Genomic DNA, 20835 nt, shown 5'->3' with positions numbered 1-20835 from the left:
GGAGCTTCGCGATCGGGTCATAGAGTAAATGTAACTTTGTGTTTTTATGGTTGTTTCATTTGTGTTGCTCGGTAGACTTGAGTCAGTCAGAGGCAAGGGATCGCATAAGCATGAAGACAGCGGGAGCATGGATAGTGGGACTACTGGTAGCGGTGGTTCTGATTGGGGCGATCCGGCAGTTGGATCAAGAGGGCGCTTCCCCATTGACGCCGGCAGAGCGGCTGACCAAGGTGGTGGTGGCCGAGGCCGGCTTGGCACAAATGGAGCAGCGGGTGGAAGCCCTGGGGACGGTGCGAGCACGGGAGTCTGTGATGGTGGCAGCCAAGATCACCGAGCGGGTGCAGGCAGTACACTTTGAAGATGGTGATCGTGCCACCCAGGGACAATTACTGATCACCCTGCGTGATGCCGAGCAACAGGCCAAGCTGCAGGCGGCTCGGGCGAACTTGACCGAGCAATTGCGTGAGCATCAAAGGATCGAGGGACTGGTTCGGGATAAGACCATCGCCAGCAATGAGCTGGATAAGCTGCTGACCGACATCGATGTGGCGAAGGCTACCGTCGCCCAGTATCAGGCCGAGCTGGATGCCCGCTATATTCGGGCCCCCTTTGCCGGGTTGCTGGGCTTTCGTCAGGTGAGCCCGGGGGCCTTGGTAACGCCAGGAACGACGCTGACCAGTTTGGATGATCTGGGCGTGGTCAAACTGGACTTTGCCATCCCTGAACGCTATCTGTCGGCCCTGGTGCCAGGCAGCGAGGTGAAGGCGTCAGCGGCGGCTTATCCGGAGCAGATCTTTACCGGTGTGGTTAAAGGGATCGACAGCCGTATCGATCCCCGTAGCCGGTCCGTGGTGGTGCGGGCCCAGTTGGCCAACCCGGATCTCAAACTGCGCCCCGGCATGCTGATGACCCTGAGCCTAAGGATGGATCGCCGTGAGGCCATCGTGGTGGCTGAGGGAGCGCTGGTGCCGAGGCAGAACAAGCAATACCTCTATCTGGTGGATCCCCAGAACCGGGTGGTGCAGCGCGAGGTGGTGCTGGGCCAACGTCGGCGGGGAGAGGTGGAGATCCTCAGCGGATTGGAACCGGGAGAGCGGGTGGTGGTACTGGGGACCCAGAGTGTTCGCCCGGGCCAGACCGTGACGGTGGAAAGTGCTGAGCGCTTTGGGGAGTCTGGCTGATGTTATTGACCGATCTCTCAGTACGCCGCCCCGTGTTTGCTTCGGTGATCAGCCTCTTGCTGATCGCCTTTGGCCTGGTGGCCTTTGATAAACTGCCTTTGCGGGAATATCCCAGCATCGATCCGCCGGTGGTGGAGATCCGGACCAACTACCGGGGCGCCTCGGCAGCGGTGGTGGAAAGCCGGATCACCCGATTGATCGAGGACAGGATCTCGGGTGTTGAGGGGATCCGTGACATCCTCTCCTCCAGCCAGGATGGGCGCTCATCGGTGACCCTGGAGTTCGATATAGGGCGCGACATCGACGCGGCCGCCAACGATGTGCGGGATCAGATCTCACGGATCCTCAATAACCTTCCGGAAGAGGCGGAGCCGCCGGAGGTGAGTAAGGCGTCCGGCAGCTCTGAGGTGATCCTCTGGTTAAACCTGGTGTCGGACCGGGTCGATAGCCTGGTGCTGACGGACTTTGCCCGGCGCTATCTGCAGGATCGCTTCTCCGTGCTTGACGGGGTGGCCAATGTTTACTTGGGCGGGGCCAGGCACTACGCGGTACGGATCTGGCTCGATCGACAAAAACTGGCGGCTCGTGGCCTGTCGGTTGGCGATGTCGAAGCGGCGCTGCGGGCCGACAACGTTGAGCTGCCGGCGGGCTACATCGAATCCCAGGACCGGGTGTTTTCAGTCCGGGTTCAGCGAAGCTTTCGCCAACCTGAGGATTTTGCCCGTCTGGTGGTGGGGGCTGGCGAAGATGGCTATCGGATCCGCTTGAGCGACGTGGCACGGGTAGAGTTGGGGGCCGATGAGGACCGACTGATGTTTCGGGGTAACACCCAGGATATGATCGGGATCGGGATCACCCGGCAATCCACCGCCAATACCCTGGAGGTGGCCAGGACGGTCAATCGCCTGGTGGATCAGATCAACCCGACCCTGCCGGACGGCATGAGGTTAGAGCGATCCTATGACTCCTCGGTCTTTATTCAGGCCTCGGTCGACGAGGTGTATAAGACCCTGTTGATCGCCTTGAGCCTGGTGATCGTGGTGATCTACCTGTTTCTGGGCAGCGTTCGGGCCATGCTTATTCCGGCCCTGACGGTACCCGTCTCTCTGATCGGAACCTTCATCCTGCTCTATGCCCTGGATTACTCCATTAACCTGTTGACCCTGCTGGCGATGATCCTGGCCATTGGCATGGTGGTGGATGACGCCATCGTGATGCTGGAAAACATCCACCGGCGCATCGAGGCGGGCGAACCTCCCCTTAAGGCGGCTTTCCTTGGGGCGCGTCAGGTGGGCTTTGCCATTGTTGCCACGACCCTGGTTTTGGTGGCGGTGTTCCTGCCCATCAGCTTCCTGGAGGGGGATCTGGGCAAGTTGTTTCGTGAGTTCTCCATCGCCATGAGCGCCGCGGTGATCCTCTCCTCCCTGGTGGCGCTGACCTTGAGCCCCATGATGGCGTCCAAGTTGCTGCGTCCCGCAGCGCAGAGCCCCTATCTGGTGCGTAAAGTCGATGCCGGGATGGAGACGCTCAAGGCCGGCTACCTGAGGGTGCTCAAGCAATGGGTACGCCGTCCCGTGATGGTGATCAGCCTGGTGATCCTGGCCTTGGCTGGCAGTGGTTATCTGGCACTGACCCTGCCCAGCGAATTCGCCCCCAGGGAGGACAGGGGCTCGCTGTTCGTTGTGGTGAATGGTCCTGAGGGGGCCAGCTATGAGTACATGCAGAAATACATGCTTGAGATCGAACGGCGGCTATTGCCTCTGGTGGAGGCCGGAGAGGTCAAGCGTCTGTTGGTCCGGGCACCGCGCTCGTTCGGTCGAACCGAGGATTTTTCCGGAGGCATGGCGATCGTCACCCTGGAAGATTGGTCGGTGCGGCGCAGCGCCTTTGAGGTGGTGGCGGATATACGAGCCCGGTTGTCGGATCTGTCCGGTGTGCGGGCCTTTCCCGTTATGCGCCAGGCATTCGGCCGGGGGGTGGGTAAGCCGGTGCAGTTTGTGATCGGGGGGGGCAGTTATGCTCAGTTGGCTCAGTGGCGGGATATCCTGCTGGAGAAGGCGGCGGACAATCCTGGCCTGCTGGCACTGGATCATGACTACAAGGAGACCAAGCCTCAGCTTCGGGTGGTGATCGATCATCAAAGGGCCGCCGATCTGGGGGTCAGCATCCGCAATATCGGTCGGACCCTGGAGTCGATGCTCGGCTCCCGTCTGGTGACCAGCTTTGCCCAACAAGGAGAGGAGTATGATGTCATCGTGGAGGGCGAGCGGGCCAGGCAGAACACCGCAGCCGACCTGCAAAGCCTCTATGTACGCTCCGAATTGACCGGAGAACTCATTCCCCTGGCGAGCCTGGTCAGGGTGGAGGAGTTTGCCGATGCTCCCCGGCTCAATCGATTTAACCGGTTGAGGGCGATCACCCTGGAGGCGAACCTTGCCTCAGGCTATACCCTGGATCAGGCGCTGGAGTTTCTCAACGGGCTGGTCGAACAGCATCTGCCGGAGGAGGTTTCCGTCAGCTATAAGGGAGCATCGCGGGATCATCAGGAGTCCGGTGCTGCCATTGGCTTTATCTTCGCCTTGGCGCTTGTGGTGGTATTCCTGGTGCTTGCTGCCCAGTTCGAAAGCTATATTCATCCCCTTGTGATCATGCTTACGGTCCCCCTGGCCACTTTTGGGGCCCTGCTGGCCTTATGGTTTACCGAGCAGACCCTCAATATCTACTCCCAGATCGGCATCATCATGTTGGTGGGACTGGCGGCCAAGAATGGCATCCTGATCGTTGAGTTTGCCAATCAACTGAGGGATCAGGGCCGATCCTTTGATGCGGCCATTCTGGAGGCCGGTCAGGCCCGTTTGCGGCCGATATTGATGACAGGGATCACGACGGCGGCAGGAGCCATTCCTCTGGTATTGGCCAGTGGCGCCGGTGCCGAGACCCGTTTTGTGATCGGGGTGGTGGTGATGGGAGGGATCCTGGTGGCGACTGCCTTCACCCTGCTGGTGATCCCGGTGATCTACCATCTGCTGGCGCGCCATACCAATAGTCCTGAGTTTGTCGGTCGACAGTTGGACAAAGAGCTGGCTGAAGGCAATACGGTGCTGTTCAAGAAACCCGGCTAAGCCCCGGTTATGAATGCGAGTGTCAGCTTCTCTGGAGACAAGAGGGCCCCGTGAAAACGGGGCCCTGCCGTTTAGGGGAAGAAAAGGCTATTTCGAGGGGAGCAGGGTGTCGCGATCATAGTCACAGTGAAGCAGTTTGCATAACTGGTGGGTACGGCCGTGGTCTTTCATGCTGTGGGTGTCGTGCAGCGGGTCGGACTCCGGGCGGCAATTGGGTTCGAATTGGGAGCCACCGGTTGGGCTTTCGATAATGGTGGCAAACATCTTGATGCGGTGCAGGCAGGTCATAGGCAATCCTTGTAAAGCAGTCGTGACGATATTCGAGGGCCTCAAATATTGATATGCAATACAAATGTAACAAAGGTGCGCTAGGGCTGCCAGTGACTGAGCCAAAAAAACCTTGTTTGTCATAAAGATGAAATAAAGCCCTGTTATGGGCGCTCACCCTTTATCATCCCAATCATCCTTGTCCCAGTCGTCTTTGTCCCACGCTTTCTGCTCCTGTTTACGCTTTTCCACCGTCTCCTTCTCCTTCGGCGTTAACTTGCTCTTGCCAAGGAAGGGGGGCAGTTTCATATGGGCCGTGTGTTTGAGCAGCATGATGTTGCTGACGATCACGCCTAGCACGACGGCGATCAGTAGCCACAGTTCCCACTTTTCCATGATGGACTCCAAAAACCTGTCTTGGGTTGAGTGTACTCCTTCACACTCGTGCCTGTCGCGTTGCGGCACTCATTGAGCGCCTTGGGATCTATCCGTGTTGCGTATTTCTGTGGTGACGGCGATCCCGTCCCCGCTTGGGTAACGATCCAACTGGCTCAGTTGCAGCAGCAGTTGGCGCTGGTGGGCGGGAAACTCGCGGGTAAAGGCGCGGGCATGATCGCAGCCGAACAGCATCCAGAAGCGTTTTGGCGTTTGGGCCGCTCGGTACAGCTCTATCCCCCTCTCCATCGGGATCAGTTGGTCATCAACACAGTGGGTGATGAGCAGAGGGAGGTGTTTGAGTCGGGCAATGTTGTCCACGGGGGCATCGTCATCGCTGATCAGGGTACGGGCCAACAGGGCAGGCAGGCTGGCCAGCCGGTGTCTGGCGATCACGGCATGGGCGAGTTCTGAGTAGCGATCGAAGGAGCTGTCGATGATCATCAGGTCGAAAGCCTCTTCCCATGCCCCGCCTTCTTGCATCAGGCCATGAAGGGCAACGGCCCCCCCCATTGAGGTGGCCATGATCAGGCGACTTTGTTGGTTGCTCAGGGGCACTGCGGCGGCAAAGGCTAGCACGCTGCTCGCATCCTGGGCCAGAGCCTCTCGACTCGGCGTACCTTCGGAGTGGCCATAGCCAGAGTAGTCGAACATCAAGACGTCATAGCCGTGCTCGGTCAGCCAGTCGACCTTTTCCCAAGTCTGGCTTAGGTTACCGGCATTGCCATGGAAATGCAGCAGCAGTCCCCGTCGGGGCAGGGAGGTGTGATGGTACTGCAGGTGCAGTCGATTGCCAGAAGCCGAGTGCAGGAACTGCTCTTCGACTCGGTGGGGAAAGCTGTGCGCGCTCCGACCGATCTGCTTACTGGGTGCATAGAAGGGGTTGGTGCATCCTGTGAGCAGGGCCAGCGTAAGCAGCACAAGGAAGACTGGCATGTCACCTCCGGGCACAATATTGGACCGTTCAGTAGTCCTTTACCGCGTCAGGAGATCCGTAGAGAGATCAGTTTAGCCACAAAATCCGGGTCAAGCCGGTCTGGGTGGCCGGCGATGGCCAGGGTTACCCCCTTGGCGGGCTGCCAGGCACACAGGTTGAGCTCTGGCTCCTGGATAAACCTTAGGGTCATCGAGTGGCGAGCACATTGGCGGCCGAGCCGGGCCAGATCCGTATTGCCCCATTTATACCAGGCCTCATACAGGCACCATCTGTGGTAAAAGTGCCCCCGCGGCCAGTGCAGTTGATCGCTCAGGCGATCCACGTCCCGCCGGGCTTTGTGCTGCTCGACATCGATGCCGATGGGATGATCCCGGCTCAGCGCCAGGGCGAGCCAGTCGCCGCTGTGACTCAGGCTGATCTGCCAAGGAGTGCCGTTGAGTCGGGGCTTTCCGTTCTCCTCACGGTCTATGCGCAAGGGCAGGTCATGCGTTTGCCTTAGCGATGTATATAACGCATTGATTGCGTTCCTTTGTTCCGCTTTGCTCCTTCTTCGGGAGGCCTTCTCCTTGTTGCTGCAGGGTTGTAATTTTTGCAATGCAATTAAGCAATTACCACTTTTTGACCGAATGATAAGGGATCCCGCCATAGAACCGGCGGAGGGCTTTGAAATTGACACGTTGAGGAGTAAACTCGCGGGCAGTTGACGATAACTTTAACATGGACGATTGAACCGTGGCTGTATACAAAGGGATGAAGTGATGTCGGCCTTGTATTCTTTCCCCGTTGCCCAATGGGTCGGCTGGGTCCCTGATACGCAGGAGCTCAGTGCGCTGCCCGCAACGCCGCAGCCTGTCGATGGCCCAATGCCAGGCCTGCCCAATGTGCCAGCGATGGCACGGCGGCGTATGACCCGCCTGTCTAAGATGGCGCTGCAGGTTACCCAGCCATTGGTCCAGGGACATGAGCTGCCAACGGTTTTTGCGTCCCGTCATGGCGAAGTGGCGGGCACGGTGGCCCTGCTTGATGCCGCACTCCAGGGGGAGCCTCTCTCGCCCACCAAGTTCAGTCACTCGGTTCACAATACCGCATCGGGGACCTATGGGATCCAGACGGGCAACCGTGCGCCCTCGACCTCGGTCTCGGCGGGGCTGGACAGCCTGCTTGCAGGCCTGATCGAGGGGCTAGCCCAGTTGACGCCCACCCAGGATGTCCTGGTGGTGTTTGTCGAAGATCCCATTCCTGAACGCTTCGCCGAGTTTGATCATGAGATCAAGGTGCCGGTCGCCTTGGCGCTGCGCCTGTCCCACTCGGCCCAGAGCCTGTTAAGGGTCGAACCCGCGGGCGAGTCCACAGAGCTGGACCCCGTTCCCCTGGCCTGGCACCTGCTCCGCCTGCTGTCCGGCCAGCTTGAAGCCTATGCTCAGCCTCGACCTCAAGGACTGTTGAGGTGGCGGTGGACACCATGATCCAATCCTTATATCAAGGCTATCGTGTCCTGGCGACCGGCCTCTGTTTCGCCCTATTTGGGATCGGCGGCTTGTTGGCAGGCCTCTTACTGTTTCCCGTCCTGGCCCTGTTGCCCGGTAAGCCGATGGCCCGGGAACGCCGGGCTCAGCGCTGTGTCCATCTGATGTTCCGTGGTTTTTTCGCCATGATGAGGGCGTTATGGGTGGCAAAGCTTGAGGTGCGTAATCCCCAGCATCTGCAGGGCCGGGAAGGGGTGATCTTCATCGCCAATCATCCCTGCCTGCTCGATGTGGTCGCCATGATTGCCCTGCTGCCCCACACCAATTGCATCGTCAAACAGGCGCTGCTGCTCAACCCCTTTATGCGCTATGTCATCAAGGCCGCAGGCTACATCAGCAATGATGAACCTGAGGCGGTGATGCAGATCTGCCAACAAAAGCTGGCAAGAGGGGACAACCTGATCGTTTTCCCCGAAGGGACGCGGACGGTGCCGGGCCAACCGCTGAAGATGCAGCGTGGCACGGCCCATATCCTGGCCCATACCCGGTGCCCTGTGGTGCCGGTATTGATCCACTGTACGCCCACCACCTTGACCAAGGGACAGCCCTGGTACAAGGTGGCACCGAGCCGGATCCATCTCACCCTGACGGTGTTGCCGCAATGGACGTATCAGATCGAAGACGGGCCCGGTGCCCGTCAAGTAAGGCAGCTGACGCGTCAGCTGGAGTCAAAATTTATACAAGAGCTTGAGCACTATGAGCCAACAACTGGAAAACGAACTGAAACAACTGATTGTCAGCACTCTGGAGCTGGAAGACATTCAGCCTGAGGAGATTGAGACCGATGCACCACTGTTTGTGGACGGCCTGGGTCTGGACTCCATTGATGCCCTGGAGCTGGGCGTGGCCATCAAGAAGCGTTACGGCGTAAAGCTGGACGCCAACTCCGAAGAGACCCGGGCGCATTTTGCCTCGGTCAGTGCCCTGGCACGTTTTGTTGAATCCCACAAAGAGGAGGCCTGAGCCATGTCCCGTCGTGATGAATTGTTGCAGCAGTTGACCGAGATCATGGTGGAGGAGTTCGAACTGGACGCCGCCGATATCCAACCGGAAGCCAAGTTGTATGAGGAGCTCGATCTGGACAGCATCGATGCGGTGGATCTGGTGATCCGCCTGCAGCAGATCACCGGCGTCAAGATCAAGCCCGAAGAGTTCAAGTCTGTGCGCACGGTCAGCGATGTGCTGGATGCGCTGGAAAACCTGATCCCAGCCTGATGAAACGCTTGCTGACGCCCCTGTGCTCAGCGCTGTTGCTGATCTACCCATTAGTGGTCTATTTCGGCCTGCAGCATGAGGCCAAGGGGGGGGTGGCTTTGCTGCTTGGCATCCTGCTGGCGGTACGGGTGATCACGAGTCAGGGCGCCTCCCGTTGGGGGGCGGCCCTGGGTTTGGTGCTGGTGGGCCTGTTCGCCCTGACCCGGGAGCCGCGCTTCTTGCAATGGTATCCCGTGGTGATGAGCCTCACCTTCCTGAGCCTCTTTGGCTGGAGCCTGCGCTTTGGCCCCTGCATGATCGAGCGTTTCGCCCGGCTGCGCCACCCGGATCTGCCCCCAGAGGCCAGCCACTATCTTCAGCGGATCACCCAGGTCTGGTGTGGTTTCTTCGTGATCAACGCCCTGATCGCCACGGCGACCGTGTGGCATGGTGATATGGCACTCTGGACCCTCTACAACGGCCTGATCTCCTATGGCCTGATGGGGACTCTGCTGCTGGGCGAGATGGCGCTGCGTCCCTGGTTAACCCGCCGATACTGATATCATGCTAAAAACAAAACTATTTCAAGATGATACCGGGCAGATCTGCCTGGGCCGGGACGCCACCTTGAGCCGGGACCGGTTGCAGCAGGAGGTGGCCCTGTGCCAGGCGACATTGCGCCACAGCGGTCAGCGGATCCTGCTGCACAGTCAGCGCAGTGACCGGTTTTTGATCCGCCTGCTCGCCCTGATGGGCCTGGGGAAGACCATCTTGCTGCCCGGTAATGGCCAGGAAGACACCCTGGCTCAGTGTGGCCAGTCGGCGGACTTGATTTTGCTCGATGATTGGCACCCCGATGCGCCCGCCGGGACACCCGAACCGATCCAGTGGTGTGGGCAGTGCGAGTTGGTGCTCTATACCTCAGGCAGCAGTGGCCAGGCTAAGCCGGTCTGTAAGTCACTTAACCAGCTTGAAGCGGAGCTTGAGGTGCTTGAGGGGCTGTTTGGCCCCCGCCTGGGGCAGGTGCCGGTGCGTGCCTGTGTCTCACACCAGCATATCTATGGCCTGCTGTTTCGCGTGCTGTGGCCCTTCGCCGCCGGGCGGCCATTCGAGGTTGAAACCCTGAACTACCCGGAGCAGATCGATGCGGCACTGGCACAGGGGCCCTGCGTGCTGGTGGCCAGCCCCGCTCAACTGGAGCGCTACAGCCCTGATCCGGCTCATCAGCCGGTGCTGGCATTCAGCTCCGGTGGTCCGTTGGGGCGCGAAGCGGCGGCAGAGTATGCCAAGCAGTGGGGGGCCGGGATCTGCGAGATCTTTGGCAGTACCGAAACCGGTGGGATCGCCTTTCGTCAAAGCTCGATTGAGCAGAGGGATCCCCCATGGCAGGCGCTGCCCAGGGTGCTGCTGGATCAGCAAGAGGGCTGCCTGACGCTGCGCTCTCCGTTCTTGCCCGATCAAGACTGGTATCGCACAGAGGATCGGGTGAGATTCGATGCCGATGGCGGCTTCGTGCTGTTGGGGCGGGCGGATCGCATCATTAAGTTGGCGGAGAAACGCCTGTCCCTGCCGCAGATGGAGCAGTGGTTGGTTGAAATGGCCCAGGTCGAAAAAGCGGCCCTGGTGCTGTTACCCGGACGGCGGCCGACCCTGGGGGCGGTATTGCAACTCTCCCCCAAGGGCGATGATGAACGCCAAGCCCTGGGCAATTTTGCCTTCAGTCAGCGGATCAAGGCTCATCTATTGCGTCGTTTTGAGCGAGTGACTCTGCCCAGGCGCTGGCGTTTTCCGGCCCAGCTGCCTTACACGACCCAGGGAAAACTGCCCCAAGAGGAATTAAGGAAACAGTTTGATGTTTGAACATACCGAGCCCCAGTGGCTGGATCATCAGGCACTGGAGCAGGGCCACCGCTTGTCCCTGCGTGCGCCCCAGGAGCTGGATTACTTTCGCGGCCACTTCCCCGGCTTGCCGGTGCTGCCCGGGGTCGTGCAGATCCACTGGGCAGTGCGCAAGGCCCAGGCCCTGTACGGTCTGGGCGAGTGCATCCACCGCCTGGAGGTGGTGAAATTTCAGCAGTTGTGGCGGCCGGAGATGGTGGTCACCCTGGAGCTCAACCGACTGGATGAGCAAAGGATCAGCTTCTGTTACAGCCAGGGCGAGAAACGCTTCGCCAGTGGCCGGATCCTGTTCGAGGCGCCCGCCCCATGAAGCCGGTGATCCTGATCCCCCACTACAACCATGCCGAACAACTGCCCAAGGTGCTTGGCGGTCTTGCACCCTACCAGTTGCCCGTGGTGATCGTGGACGACGGCTCCGAATCCGGCCAACGGGCCCAGTTGCAGACGCTGCTGGAACAGTACGCAGATGTGACCCTGGTGCGCCGACCACAAAACGGTGGCAAGGGCGCGGCGGTCAAGAGCGGCCTGCAGTGGGCAACTGCTGAGGGGTATAGCCATGCCATTCAGGTGGATGCCGACGGTCAGCACGATCTGGCGGCACTCCCTGAGTTGCTGGCGCGCGCCCGTAGCAATCCGCTGGCGCTGATCACCGGGATCCCCGAATACGATGCCTCCGTGCCACGTCATCGATACATCGCCCGCTACTTGACCCATTTCTGGGTCTGGGTGGAGACCCTGAGCCTGGCGATCAAGGACACCATGTGCGGTTTTCGCGTCTATCCGCTGGCGGCCACCAAGGCGCTGCTTGCCAGCGCCCGGGTGGGGGATCGTATGGACTTTGATACCGAGATCCTGGTGCGCCTCTACTGGCAGGGCGTGCCGGTAGAGCAGGTACCGATCCGGGTGCACTACCCGGAGGATGGTCGCTCCCATTTTCGCCTGTGGGAGGACAATGTGTTGATCACTAAGATGCATACCCGGCTGGTGTTTGGCATGCTGGCGCGTGCCCCCAGGCTATTGCTGCGCCGTCGCCCACGCCATTGGAGCCGGGCCAGCGAGCGCGGTGCCATGGGGGGCATGAAGCTGATGCTCTGGCTCTATCGCCACGGCGGGCGGCCCCTGTGTCGCGCCCTGCTGCCACTGATCATCGGCTATTTCTATCTGACCGGTGGCAACGCGCGTCGCGCCTCCCAGCAGTTCCTGCAACGGGTCGCCGATCGGGTGCCGGATCATCCTGCCTTCGCCGACACCGAGGGTAAGCCGGGCCATCGACATAGCTTTCGCCAGTTCCTGAATTTTGGTCAGGCCTCCCTGGCCAAGTTGGACGCCTGGAGCGGCCAGCTGGATCTGAGTCCTTCGGATTTCCCCAACCGGCAACTGCTGGTCGATCAGCTCGAGAGCGGTCAGGGGGCGGTGCTGTTTACTGCCCACCTGGGTAATGTGGAGATCTTCCGCGCCGTCATGGAGAACCGTTACCGACGTCGGATCAATGTCCTGGTGCTGACCAAGAACGCGGTCAAGTTCAACAGCCTGCTCAGTGAACTCAACCCGGACTCTCAGGTGGAGCTGCTGCAGGTGGATGAGATGGGGCCCGATCTGGCCATCGTCTTGCAGCAGCGTGTGGAGGAGGGGGAACTGGTGATCATCGCCGGCGATCGCACCTCCGCCGGTCGCGCAGGTCGGGTGCAGTATTGCGATTTTCTTGGTACCCCCGCCCCCTTTGCCATCGGTCCCCATGTGTTGGCATCCCTGCTGGGCTGCCCGGTCTACCTGCTGCTGGGCTTGCCCGGTGAGCCCAGGCCCAGCCTTCATGTGGAGAAGCTGACCGACGGGATCCAGGGGAGTCGCAGCGAGCGTAAGGCGCAGATGGCCCAGTTGGTCGAACACTATGCCGAACGCCTGGCCCACTTTGCCCAGAAGCACCCGCAGTACTGGTTCAATTTTTATGATTTCTGGCTGTCCGACGGCGGCCAACAGAACAAGAAGGAGCCATCATAGTGGCCGAACAACTGCTCGAAACTCCCCAGACTCAATGCCAAGGGTTGGCCCTGGGTCATGCACCGCTCACCATTGAGCAGATCAACGCCATCGCCGCCGGTGCTCCCGTCGCGCTGTCCGACGAACCCAAGGTGCGCAGCCGGATCCAGGCCAGCGCCGATCTGCTGGACAAGGTGCTGCGCGAGGATGGCGAGATCTACGGCGTCACCACGGGCTATGGCGACTCCTGCACCGTGTCCATCCCTCGTGATCTCGTGGATGAGCTGCCCCTGCACCTGACCCGTTTCCACGGCTGCGGTCTGGGTCGCTACCTGGATGTGCGCCAGGGTCGCGCCGTGCTGGCGGTACGCCTGGCTTCCCTGGTAATTGGCCGTTCCGGGGTCTCGCTGGGCCTGATCGAGCGGATGATCGAGCTGCTCAACCACAATATCATCCCGCGCATTCCCGAGGAGGGATCGGTGGGCGCCTCCGGCGATCTCACCCCGCTCTCCTACATTGGCGCGGTACTGGTGGGAGAGCGACAGGTCTATTACAAGGGGGAGGTAAGGGATACCCAGGATGTCTACGCCGAGCTGGGCTGGCAGCCGCTGCGCCTGCGCCCCAAGGAGGGCTTGGCACTGATGAACGGCACCGCGGTGATGACCGCGCTGGCCTGTGAAGCGTATGCCCGTGCCGAATATCTGGCGGCCCTGTCGACCCGTTTGACCGCCGTTTGCTCCCTGGTGCTCGATGGCAACCCCTACCACTATGATGAGCGCCTGTTTGCCGCCAAACCGCACCCGGGCCAGGCCCAGATCGCCGCCTGGATCTACCAGGATCTCGGTGGTAACGATGCGGCCCGCAACCCGGATCGTCTGCAGGATCGTTACTCCCTACGCTGTGCTCCCCATGTGATCGGCGTCTTGGCCGATGCGCTGCCGTTTCTGCGTCAGACCATTGAAACCGAGCTCAACAGCGCCAATGACAACCCCATCGTCGATGGCGAGGTGGGTCGTATTCTGCACGGTGGGCACTTCTACGGCGGTCATATCGCCTTTGCCATGGACAGCCTGAAGAATACGGTTGCCAACCTGGCGGATCTGATGGATCGCCAGATGGCCCATATTGTCGACAACAAGTTCAACAACGGCCTGCCGCGTAACTTGTCTGCCGCCACCGGTCCTCGTGCCGCCATCAACCACGGTTTCAAGGCGGTGCAGATCGGTGTGTCGGCCTGGACCGCCGAAGCGCTAAAGAACACCATGCCGGCCTCCGTGTTCAGTCGCTCTACCGAGTGTCACAACCAGGACAAGGTGAGCATGGGCACCATCGCCGCCCGCGATGCCCTGCGGGTGCTGACCCTGACCGAGCAGGTGGCGTCGGCCCTGCTGCTGGCGGGTTATCAGGGGGTGCAGCTGCGCAGTCGCCTGCAGAGCGTGACACCAACCGAGGGGATCAACGAACTGTTTGAACAGGTTGCTGAACAGTTTGATCTGTTGATCGAGGATCGTCCACTGGAGATGACCCTGCGCGATACCTGTGAGCGGATCCGTGCACGTCACTGGGCGGTGCCCCAATGGCCGTGATCGTCAGCGCCAGCGCTCAAGTCGAGGTGCCGTTTCATGACTGTGATCCCATGGGGGTCACCTGGCACGGCAACTACCTGCGTTACTTCGAGGTGGCCCGTTGCGCCCTGCTGGACCGGTTTGATTACAACTACCGTCAAATGGAAGCCTCGGGTTATGTCTGGCCCATCATCGATGTGAAGATCCGCTACCCGGCGCCCAGCACCTTCGAGCAGAAGCTGACGGTGACCGCCGAGTTGCTCGAGTGGGAGCAGCGCATGCGGATCCGTTACCAGGTGCGGGATGCCGAAACCGGACAGCGCCTGGTCAAGGGTGAAACGATCCAGGTGGCGGTGGAGAAGGCCAGTGGCGAGATGCAACTGGTGTCGCCGTCCATCCTCAAGGAGAAGCTGGCGCCATGGATCGATTGATCGCCGTGCTGGGGCTTTGTTTCGGCCTGCTGATGGCGCCGCTCCCGGCGTTCGCTGAGCGCCAGGACGCCGAGCCTTTGACGGCCCAGGTGTTGACCGAACTGTTGGCCAGCGATGAGCCGGTGCGGGGCGCCTTCGTCCAGCGCAAGGCTTTGCCCTTCCTCAGCCAGCCCATGGAGAGTACGGGCCACTACCTGGTGGCCCCGGGCCTGGGCTTCTGGTGGTCGCAACAGACCCCCTGGGCCCAGGAGACGCTGATCCACGATGGCGAGATCAGCCAGGATGGTCAGGTGCTCTCATTGCTGGATCAGGGGGAGGGCTTTGCCCCCGTTTTTGCGGCGCTGTTTGGCGGCGATCTTGCCTTGTTGGCCCAGCACTTTACCCTGGATCTCAGTGGCAGTGCCGAGCACTGGACGTTGGGCCTCACGCCACAAGACGCGCAACTGGCCCGCCTGTTCGCTCGCATTGAGCTGGCAGGATCCCAGGACCGGATCGCCCATGTGCAGCTGCTCGATCCCAGTGACGCCAAAACCGAGATCGCCTTTGTTGATCCCATGGTGGGCCCCTTGAGCGATCAGGAGCGTGCCCGCTTTGACTGAGCGATCGCCTGCGTCCTTCAAGCTTCGCCCCCTTTGGTGGGGGGCACTGGTGTTGATCCTGCTGGCGGCCGTGTGGCGCGCCAGTGTGGCACCTGTGCTCTCGTCGGATCTCAATGCCTTGTTGCCCGAAGGGGAGAGCAGTGCGCTGGTGAAAGAGCTGGCCCAGCGCAACGGCAATCGCCTGTTACTGCTGCTGGAGGGGGAGGACCCAGATACGGTGAGTCTGACGGCCCAGGCCCTGCATGGGGCGCTGCTTGAGGTCGGACTGCAGTGGGAGCCACCGGGGGGGAGTGATCCCGAGGCTTTGGGCCGGGCCCTTTTTCCCTACCGCTTTGGCCTGTTGACCGAGACACAGCGCCACGCCCTGGCTCACGACAGCGGCGAGCGCCTGGCGCAGCAGACCCTGCGTGCCCTGTCGATGCCCGGGGCCACGCCCATGGCCGGGTTGATCGGCGAGGATCCCCTGCTGCTGTTTCCTCAGCTACTGAGCGCCCTGGGGGGCGATCTGGCTCAGGTTCGGCCGTTGGAACATGGGCTGGCGCTGGAGCCGGCAGGCAAAGCCCTGCTGATGCAATGGCGTTTTGACGGCAACCCCTTTGAACCGGCAACCCAGACGATGGTGCTTGAGCCCTTGGAGCAGGCACTGAGTGAGGCGATGCCGGCCGCGGTATCGGTGGCGCGGATCGGGTTGATCTTCCATGCCGCCAGCGCCACAGAGCAGGCCAAGGGCGAGATCGCCTGGCTCGGTGGCTTGTCGCTGGGGTTGATCCTCTTTTTGGTGCTGGCCGTGCTGCGTCGCCTTTCGCCTTTGGGCTGGATCGCCTTGGTGATCACCAGCTCGCTGGCCGTCGGGGCTGCGGCATGCGTACTGATCCTGGGGCAGTTGCATGGCTTGACCCTGGTGTTTGGCACCACCTTGATCGGCATTGCGGTGGATTACACCCTGCACCTGTGTTGCCACGGGGAGAACAAGGGTCGCACGGCCGCAGCGATGCTGCGCCGACCTATGTTACTGGCCCTGGCCAGCTCGGTGCTGGCGTACGGTGTGATGTTTATCCTGCCGTTTCCCGGGCTGTGGCAGATGGCGATCTTTTCCATCGCCGGGCTGGCCTGGGCGTTTATCACGGTTCAGAGCCTGCCGGCTTTGGGCATGACGAAGCGAGCCCCCGCTCCGGCGGCGCTGGGCCTGGCCCGGTTGGGCCTGATGGCCTGGCAACGGGTGGCGAGCCCTGGCTGGCTCCTGCCGCTGGCGGCGTTGGCCCTGGGTACCCTTTGGCTGACCCATGACGATGATATTCGCCATCTCCAGGGCGGCGATGAGAGCCTGTTGGCCCAGCAGGCTCGGCTTGACCACTACCTGCATCTGCCGGACGAAGGCCGGGTATTCTTGCTTGAGGCTGAAAGTGCCGAGACCCTGTTGCAGCGGGAAGAAGCACTGCGAGTGGAGCTGGATCCCCTCATTGCGCAAGGGGTCTTGTCCGGTTATCGGGCCAGTAGCCAGAGCCTGCCCTCGGTGGAAATGCAGCAGACGAACCGTGCCTTGCTGCAACAGCGTTACCGGGATCCAAGCCTGTTGGCCCAGTTTGCAGCCATCGGTTTTGATACGAAGCGCTTCGACGAGCTGGCGTCGCAACTCGATACGGCGGCGCCGCTCATGCCGGCGCTATGGTTAGCAGAGCCAGCGCTTGAGCCGCTAACCCTTGGGTGGCTGGGCGAACGAGAGGGGCGCTGGCAGTCGGTGATCCTGCTGCAGGGGGTGCAGTCGCCCCAGGCTTTGGCCGACTTGGCCGGGGCCCATCCCGGGGTGGAGCTGATCGATCAGGTTGCCGATCTGTCCAGCATGATGGGTCAGTACCGACAGGGCCTGGCCCTGCTCTTGGCCTGTGCGGTGTTGGCCAGCCTGGCCCTGCTGTCCTGGAGCCTGGATCTGCGCCGGGCGGTGTGGGTGGTGTTACCGCCTTCACTGGCCATCGTGCTGGTGCTGGGGATCCTCGGCTGGGCCGGGATCCCGCTGCACCTGTTCCACCTGCTGGGGCTGCTGCTGATGTATGGGATAGCCCTGGATCAGACGGTATTCCTAGCCAGCAGTGAGGAGCCGGGACACTGCTTCCTGGCGATCCTGCTCAGTGCCGCCTCCACCCTGGCGGCCTTCGGTATGTTGAGCCTGTCCGCCACCCCGGCGCTGGCTGGCTTCGGTTTGAGTTTGACCCTGGGCTTGGCCTGCGCCCTGTTGCTGGCGCCCCTGTCCCGGGTAGAGAGGACAAGGAACAAGGAGAGTCATGTTGTCGCAAATTAATGTGGAGCGTCGTACCGTCGTGGTGATCGGCGCGGGCCCCTCTGGTGCGTTGGCCTCGGCCCTGCTCAAGCAGGCACACACCGATGTGTTGGTGCTGGAGAAGGCGCATTTTCCCCGCTTTTCCATCGGTGAAAGCCTGCTGCCCCAATGTATGAGTTTCCTGCAGCAGGGGGGCATGCTGGCCGCAGTCGAAAATGCCGGTTTCCAGTTTAAGAACGGCGCTGCCTTCCAGTATGGGGAGCAGCGTGTCGATTTTGATTTTACCGATAAGTTCAGTCCGGGCCCGGGCACTACCTTCCAGGTGCAGCGGGCAAAGTTTGATCAGATCCTGGCGGATGAGGCGGCCCGGCAGGGCGTCGAGATCCGCTTCGGCCATGGCATCGAGAAGGTCGAACTGCTCGAGCAAGGGGCGGTGTTGACGGTCCGCCCGGAGCAGGGGACCCCCTACCGGGTTCATTGTGACTTTCTCCTCGATGCCAGCGGTTTTGGCCGGGTGCTGCCACGTCTGCTTGAACTGGAGAGTCCGTCTGATTTTCCCCAGCGGCGGGCTGTCTTTACCCATATCACCGATGGCATCGCTTCGGAGAACTTCGATCGCAATAAAATTTTGGTGACCGTACACCCAGAGCAGCGGGATGTCTGGTTCTGGTTGATCCCCTTTGCCGATGGACGTTGTTCGCTGGGGGTGGTGGCCGAGGACCATTGCTTCGATGACCGGCCGTTTGAACAGCAACTCGAGGACTGGATCGCGTCCACGCCGACCTTGGCTGAGCTGCTGATCAATGCCAGCTTCGACACTCAGGTGAACAGCCTGGTGGGCTATGCCGCCGATGTTCAGACCCTGGCGGATCCCCGTTTTGCGCTACTGGGCAACGCGGGAGAGTTTCTCGATCCGGTCTTTTCCTCCGGGGTAACCATCGCCATGCAGTCGGCGGTGATGGCGGTGCCGGTGGTGCTGCGCCAGTTGGCGGGTGAGCCGGTGGATTGGCTGACCGAATACGAGCAGCCCCTGCGCCAAGGGATCCAGGCCTTTAAGACCTATGTCAGTGCCTGGTATGACGGACGCTTCCAGTCGGTGATCTTCTACGAGCAACCCAACGCCCAGATCAAGCAGATGATCTGTGCGATCCTGGCGGGTTACGCCTGGGATCAGGATAACCCCTTTGTCCGTGACAGTGAGCGCCGGCTCAATGCCCTGGTGGCCCTATGCGAAAGCTGATGCGGGGCGGGAGTTTGCTGGTGCTGCTCGTCGGCCTGAGCGGTTGTGCCGCTCTCTGGCCCGCTGCCGACTGCACCTATTTGGCGCCGGGTGTGCGCTACTGCCTGCAGGAGGAACCCATTGAGCAGTTACCGATGCGCCGCATCGAACGGATTGGACTGACGGCCGGCGGGCAGTCCTTTACCCTGCAGGGGGTTCAGGAACTGATACCTGGCGCTCGTGTATTGGCGGCCACCGGCCCGCTGGGCCAGCCCAGCCTGGTGCTCAAGTGGCAGCAGGGAGCGTTGCATCAGGTGCTCTCCGGCCTGCCGTCAGAGTTTGACGGTCTGTGGCTGATGGCTTTGGTGCAGCTGATGGAGCTGGAGCCCGATGCGGTTCGTAGCGGACTGAGCGGGGGGCAATGGCAAGGGGGAACGCAGCCGGGACAATGGCAGTTACTGCGTCGGGGAAGCCCCATTCTTACGCTGCAAAAGAGCGAGGCCGGTCGGCAGCTTGAAATGCCGGAATTTGATATCACCTTACGTGTCGACATCGTGTCAAAGGAGGCACTATGAGTACCCACAGACTGGGTCTGCCCGGGGTGATCACCCCGCTTGGCGACGATCTCCAGTCCATGACCGCGCGCCTGCTGGCGCAGGATCCCGATGGCATGCGGTGGCTCGAAGGGCTTCGGCCGGAAGGCCCGACCCTGGCGGGAACCTGCCGGGAAGCGTTGCCGCCACTGCCCGAGTCGATGGCTCAGTGGGAGTGTCGCAACAATCGCATGTTGGCCCATTGCTGTCGGCAGATCGCCGATCAGCTGTCGCCGCTAAAGTCCCGCTTTGGTGGGGCGCGGATCGCCGTGGTGCTGGGCACCTCTACTTCCGGGATCGCCGAGTGCGAAGCCGCCCTCAAGGTGTGGCATGAAACCGGGGCATATCCTGAGGACTACCACTACCGTAAGCAAGAGCTGGGCACCGGCGCCCAGTTCATCGCCGAGTATTTCGGCCTGTCGGGCCCGGCCTATACCCTGTCCACCGCCTGCTCTTCGTCGGCCAAGGCGTTGGCCTCGGCGGCGCGGTTGCTGGATGCAGATCTGGCCGATGCGGTGATCTGCGGCGGCAGCGATACCCTGAGTTATTTGACGCTTAATGGCTTCACCGCCCTGGAGTCCTATTCCTCGGGACGCTGTCAGCCCCTGTGCCAGGGACGGGACGGGATCAACATCGGTGAGGCGGCGGCCCTGTTCGTGATGAGTCGCGATCAGGGGGCGTTTGTCCTCAAGGGCGCCGGGGAGGCCTCCGATGCCTATCATCCGTCGGCCCCACACCCGGAGGGGTTGGGGGCCGAGCGTGCCATGCGCGCTGCGCTGGAGATGGCTGAGATGGCCCCGGAGCAGGTGGATTATCTTAACTTGCACGGTACCGGTACGCCGCTCAACGACGCCATGGAGTGCGCCGCGGTGCACCGGATCTTCGGTGATACGGTGCCGGTCAGCTCCACCAAGTGCCTGACCGGCCATACCCTGGGTGCCGCCGGTGGCCTGGAAGCCGCGATGGCCATTGGTCTGCTCAGCGAGGCCAATCCCGAGCGCCGCTTGCCGGTTCAGTGGTTGGTGGGGCAGCGGGATCCGGCCTTGCCGCCGGTATCCTTAGTCGATAAGGAGCATCGTCTGCCAGCCAGCGGCGGCGCCATCATGAGCAACTCCTTTGCCTTTGGTGGCAGTAATATCAGCATAATTTTGGCTCTGGAGGAGCCCCAATGAGTCATCCATTAAGTGGCCTGGTCCCGCACGAGGCCCCGATGATCCTGATCGATGAGATCGTCAGTTCCAGTGACGATCGTTTGGTCAGTATGCTCACCATCCGTGAGTCATCTCCCTTTTTCGATCCCGCCACGGGCCGCGTGCCCGAGTGGGTAGGGATCGAGTATATGGCGCAGACCATCGCCGCCCTGGCCGGGGTGGAAGCCCGGGCCGAGGGGCGGGATATCGCCATCGGTTTCCTGTTGGGCAGCCGCCGCTACGAGGTGCTTGCCCCGGCGTTTATGCTGGGCCTCAGCTACCAGGTGGAGGTTACCCGCCTGTTTCAGGATGAGGAGGGGATGGCCGCGTTCGAGTGCCAGATCCGCCAGCAGGAAACCCAGATCGCCAAGGCGCGGCTGAATGTGTTCCAGCCCGCCGACACAGCACAATATACAGAGATATAA

The 20835-nt window shown here is 61.3% G+C and carries 22 protein-coding genes; 18 read left to right on the top strand and 4 right to left on the bottom strand.

The window, feature by feature from the left end; translation table 11 throughout:
• The first annotated feature begins 110 nt into the window (after positions 1-110).
• Together AC2D8U_RS18350 and AC2D8U_RS18345 are read left to right on the top strand one after the other, a co-directional pair.
• Positions 111-1181: an efflux RND transporter periplasmic adaptor subunit gene (locus tag AC2D8U_RS18350; RefSeq protein WP_484620529.1), complete on the top strand. Its 1071-nt coding sequence runs from the start codon at positions 111-113 to the stop codon at positions 1179-1181.
• On the top strand, positions 1181-4303 hold the full coding sequence (locus AC2D8U_RS18345) for an efflux RND transporter permease subunit (RefSeq protein WP_484620528.1): 3123 nt from the start codon (positions 1181-1183) through the stop codon (positions 4301-4303). Before AC2D8U_RS18350 ends, AC2D8U_RS18345 begins: the two co-directional genes overlap by 1 nt.
• 87 nt (positions 4304-4390) lie before the next feature.
• On the opposite strand, the gene AC2D8U_RS18340 is transcribed toward AC2D8U_RS18345, so the two are convergent.
• The 4 genes from AC2D8U_RS18340 to AC2D8U_RS18325 form a co-directional block, all read right to left on the bottom strand.
• A complete protein-coding gene (locus AC2D8U_RS18340; protein WP_484620527.1) occupies positions 4391-4591 on the bottom strand; it encodes a hypothetical protein in 201 nt (66 codons plus the stop codon).
• Positions 4592-4744: 153 nt separating this feature from the next.
• The gene (locus tag AC2D8U_RS18335) at positions 4745-4966 is read right to left on the bottom strand and encodes a DUF2897 family protein (RefSeq protein WP_484620526.1); all 222 of its coding nucleotides are present in this window, start codon (positions 4964-4966) and stop codon (positions 4745-4747) included.
• Between the two features lie 69 nt (positions 4967-5035).
• Positions 5036-5941, bottom strand: a complete 906-nt coding sequence (locus tag AC2D8U_RS18330) for an alpha/beta hydrolase (protein ID WP_484620525.1) — start codon at positions 5939-5941, stop codon at positions 5036-5038.
• Positions 5942-5988: 47 nt separating this feature from the next.
• The gene (locus AC2D8U_RS18325) at positions 5989-6417 is read right to left on the bottom strand and encodes a 4'-phosphopantetheinyl transferase family protein (protein WP_484620524.1); all 429 of its coding nucleotides are present in this window, start codon (positions 6415-6417) and stop codon (positions 5989-5991) included.
• Between the two features lie 283 nt (positions 6418-6700).
• Between AC2D8U_RS18325 and AC2D8U_RS18320 the strand changes: the two genes are divergently transcribed.
• From AC2D8U_RS18320 to AC2D8U_RS18245, 16 genes are read left to right on the top strand one after another with little or no spacing between them, the layout of a single operon-like run.
• Positions 6701-7408 (top strand): beta-ketoacyl synthase chain length factor, encoded by a 708-nt coding sequence (locus AC2D8U_RS18320; RefSeq protein WP_484620523.1) that lies wholly within the window; start codon positions 6701-6703, stop codon positions 7406-7408.
• Positions 7405-8238 carry a lysophospholipid acyltransferase family protein gene (locus tag AC2D8U_RS18315; protein ID WP_484620522.1) on the top strand — a complete coding sequence of 278 codons (834 nt, stop codon included), beginning with the start codon at positions 7405-7407 and terminating at the stop codon, positions 8236-8238. The genes AC2D8U_RS18320 and AC2D8U_RS18315 overlap by 4 nt, the downstream gene beginning before the upstream one ends.
• Positions 8165-8431 carry a phosphopantetheine-binding protein gene (locus AC2D8U_RS18310; protein WP_484620521.1) on the top strand — a complete coding sequence of 89 codons (267 nt, stop codon included), beginning with the start codon at positions 8165-8167 and terminating at the stop codon, positions 8429-8431. Before AC2D8U_RS18315 ends, AC2D8U_RS18310 begins: the two co-directional genes overlap by 74 nt.
• A gap of 3 nt (positions 8432-8434) precedes the next feature.
• A complete protein-coding gene (locus tag AC2D8U_RS18305; protein ID WP_484620520.1) occupies positions 8435-8683 on the top strand; it encodes an acyl carrier protein in 249 nt (82 codons plus the stop codon).
• Positions 8683-9222, top strand: a complete 540-nt coding sequence (locus tag AC2D8U_RS18300) for a COG4648 family protein (RefSeq protein WP_484620519.1) — start codon at positions 8683-8685, stop codon at positions 9220-9222. The genes AC2D8U_RS18305 and AC2D8U_RS18300 overlap by 1 nt, the downstream gene beginning before the upstream one ends.
• Before the next feature lie 4 nt (positions 9223-9226).
• Positions 9227-10522, top strand: coding sequence for an AMP-binding protein (locus AC2D8U_RS18295; RefSeq protein ID WP_484620518.1), 1296 nt, complete (start codon positions 9227-9229; stop codon positions 10520-10522).
• Complete coding sequence (locus AC2D8U_RS18290) at positions 10515-10871, top strand: ApeI family dehydratase (RefSeq protein WP_484620517.1); 357 nt, start codon at positions 10515-10517, stop codon at positions 10869-10871. Before AC2D8U_RS18295 ends, AC2D8U_RS18290 begins: the two co-directional genes overlap by 8 nt.
• A complete protein-coding gene (locus AC2D8U_RS18285) occupies positions 10868-12559 on the top strand; it encodes a glycosyltransferase family 2 protein (RefSeq protein ID WP_484620516.1) in 1692 nt (563 codons plus the stop codon). The genes AC2D8U_RS18290 and AC2D8U_RS18285 overlap by 4 nt, the downstream gene beginning before the upstream one ends.
• Complete coding sequence (locus tag AC2D8U_RS18280) at positions 12559-14124, top strand: HAL/PAL/TAL family ammonia-lyase (RefSeq protein WP_484620515.1); 1566 nt, start codon at positions 12559-12561, stop codon at positions 14122-14124. The genes AC2D8U_RS18285 and AC2D8U_RS18280 overlap by 1 nt, the downstream gene beginning before the upstream one ends.
• Positions 14115-14534: an acyl-CoA thioesterase gene (locus AC2D8U_RS18275; protein WP_484620514.1), complete on the top strand. Its 420-nt coding sequence runs from the start codon at positions 14115-14117 to the stop codon at positions 14532-14534. Before AC2D8U_RS18280 ends, AC2D8U_RS18275 begins: the two co-directional genes overlap by 10 nt.
• Complete coding sequence (locus tag AC2D8U_RS18270) at positions 14522-15133, top strand: outer membrane lipoprotein carrier protein LolA (RefSeq protein WP_484620513.1); 612 nt, start codon at positions 14522-14524, stop codon at positions 15131-15133. The genes AC2D8U_RS18275 and AC2D8U_RS18270 overlap by 13 nt, the downstream gene beginning before the upstream one ends.
• Positions 15126-17429: an MMPL family transporter gene (locus AC2D8U_RS18265; RefSeq protein WP_484620512.1), complete on the top strand. Its 2304-nt coding sequence runs from the start codon at positions 15126-15128 to the stop codon at positions 17427-17429. Before AC2D8U_RS18270 ends, AC2D8U_RS18265 begins: the two co-directional genes overlap by 8 nt.
• Positions 17413-18648, top strand: coding sequence for an NAD(P)/FAD-dependent oxidoreductase (locus AC2D8U_RS18260; RefSeq protein ID WP_484620511.1), 1236 nt, complete (start codon positions 17413-17415; stop codon positions 18646-18648). The genes AC2D8U_RS18265 and AC2D8U_RS18260 overlap by 17 nt, the downstream gene beginning before the upstream one ends.
• Positions 18636-19202, top strand: coding sequence for a DUF3261 domain-containing protein (locus tag AC2D8U_RS18255; RefSeq protein WP_484620510.1), 567 nt, complete (start codon positions 18636-18638; stop codon positions 19200-19202). Before AC2D8U_RS18260 ends, AC2D8U_RS18255 begins: the two co-directional genes overlap by 13 nt.
• Positions 19199-20392, top strand: coding sequence for a beta-ketoacyl-ACP synthase (locus tag AC2D8U_RS18250; RefSeq protein ID WP_484620509.1), 1194 nt, complete (start codon positions 19199-19201; stop codon positions 20390-20392). Before AC2D8U_RS18255 ends, AC2D8U_RS18250 begins: the two co-directional genes overlap by 4 nt.
• Complete coding sequence (locus AC2D8U_RS18245) at positions 20389-20835, top strand: hotdog family protein (RefSeq protein ID WP_484620508.1); 447 nt, start codon at positions 20389-20391, stop codon at positions 20833-20835. The genes AC2D8U_RS18250 and AC2D8U_RS18245 overlap by 4 nt, the downstream gene beginning before the upstream one ends.

Source organism: Ferrimonas sp. YIN67, assembly GCF_057219095.1.
Note: the sequence above shows the minus strand (reverse complement) of the source record. Positions and strands in the feature narration are given on the sequence as shown.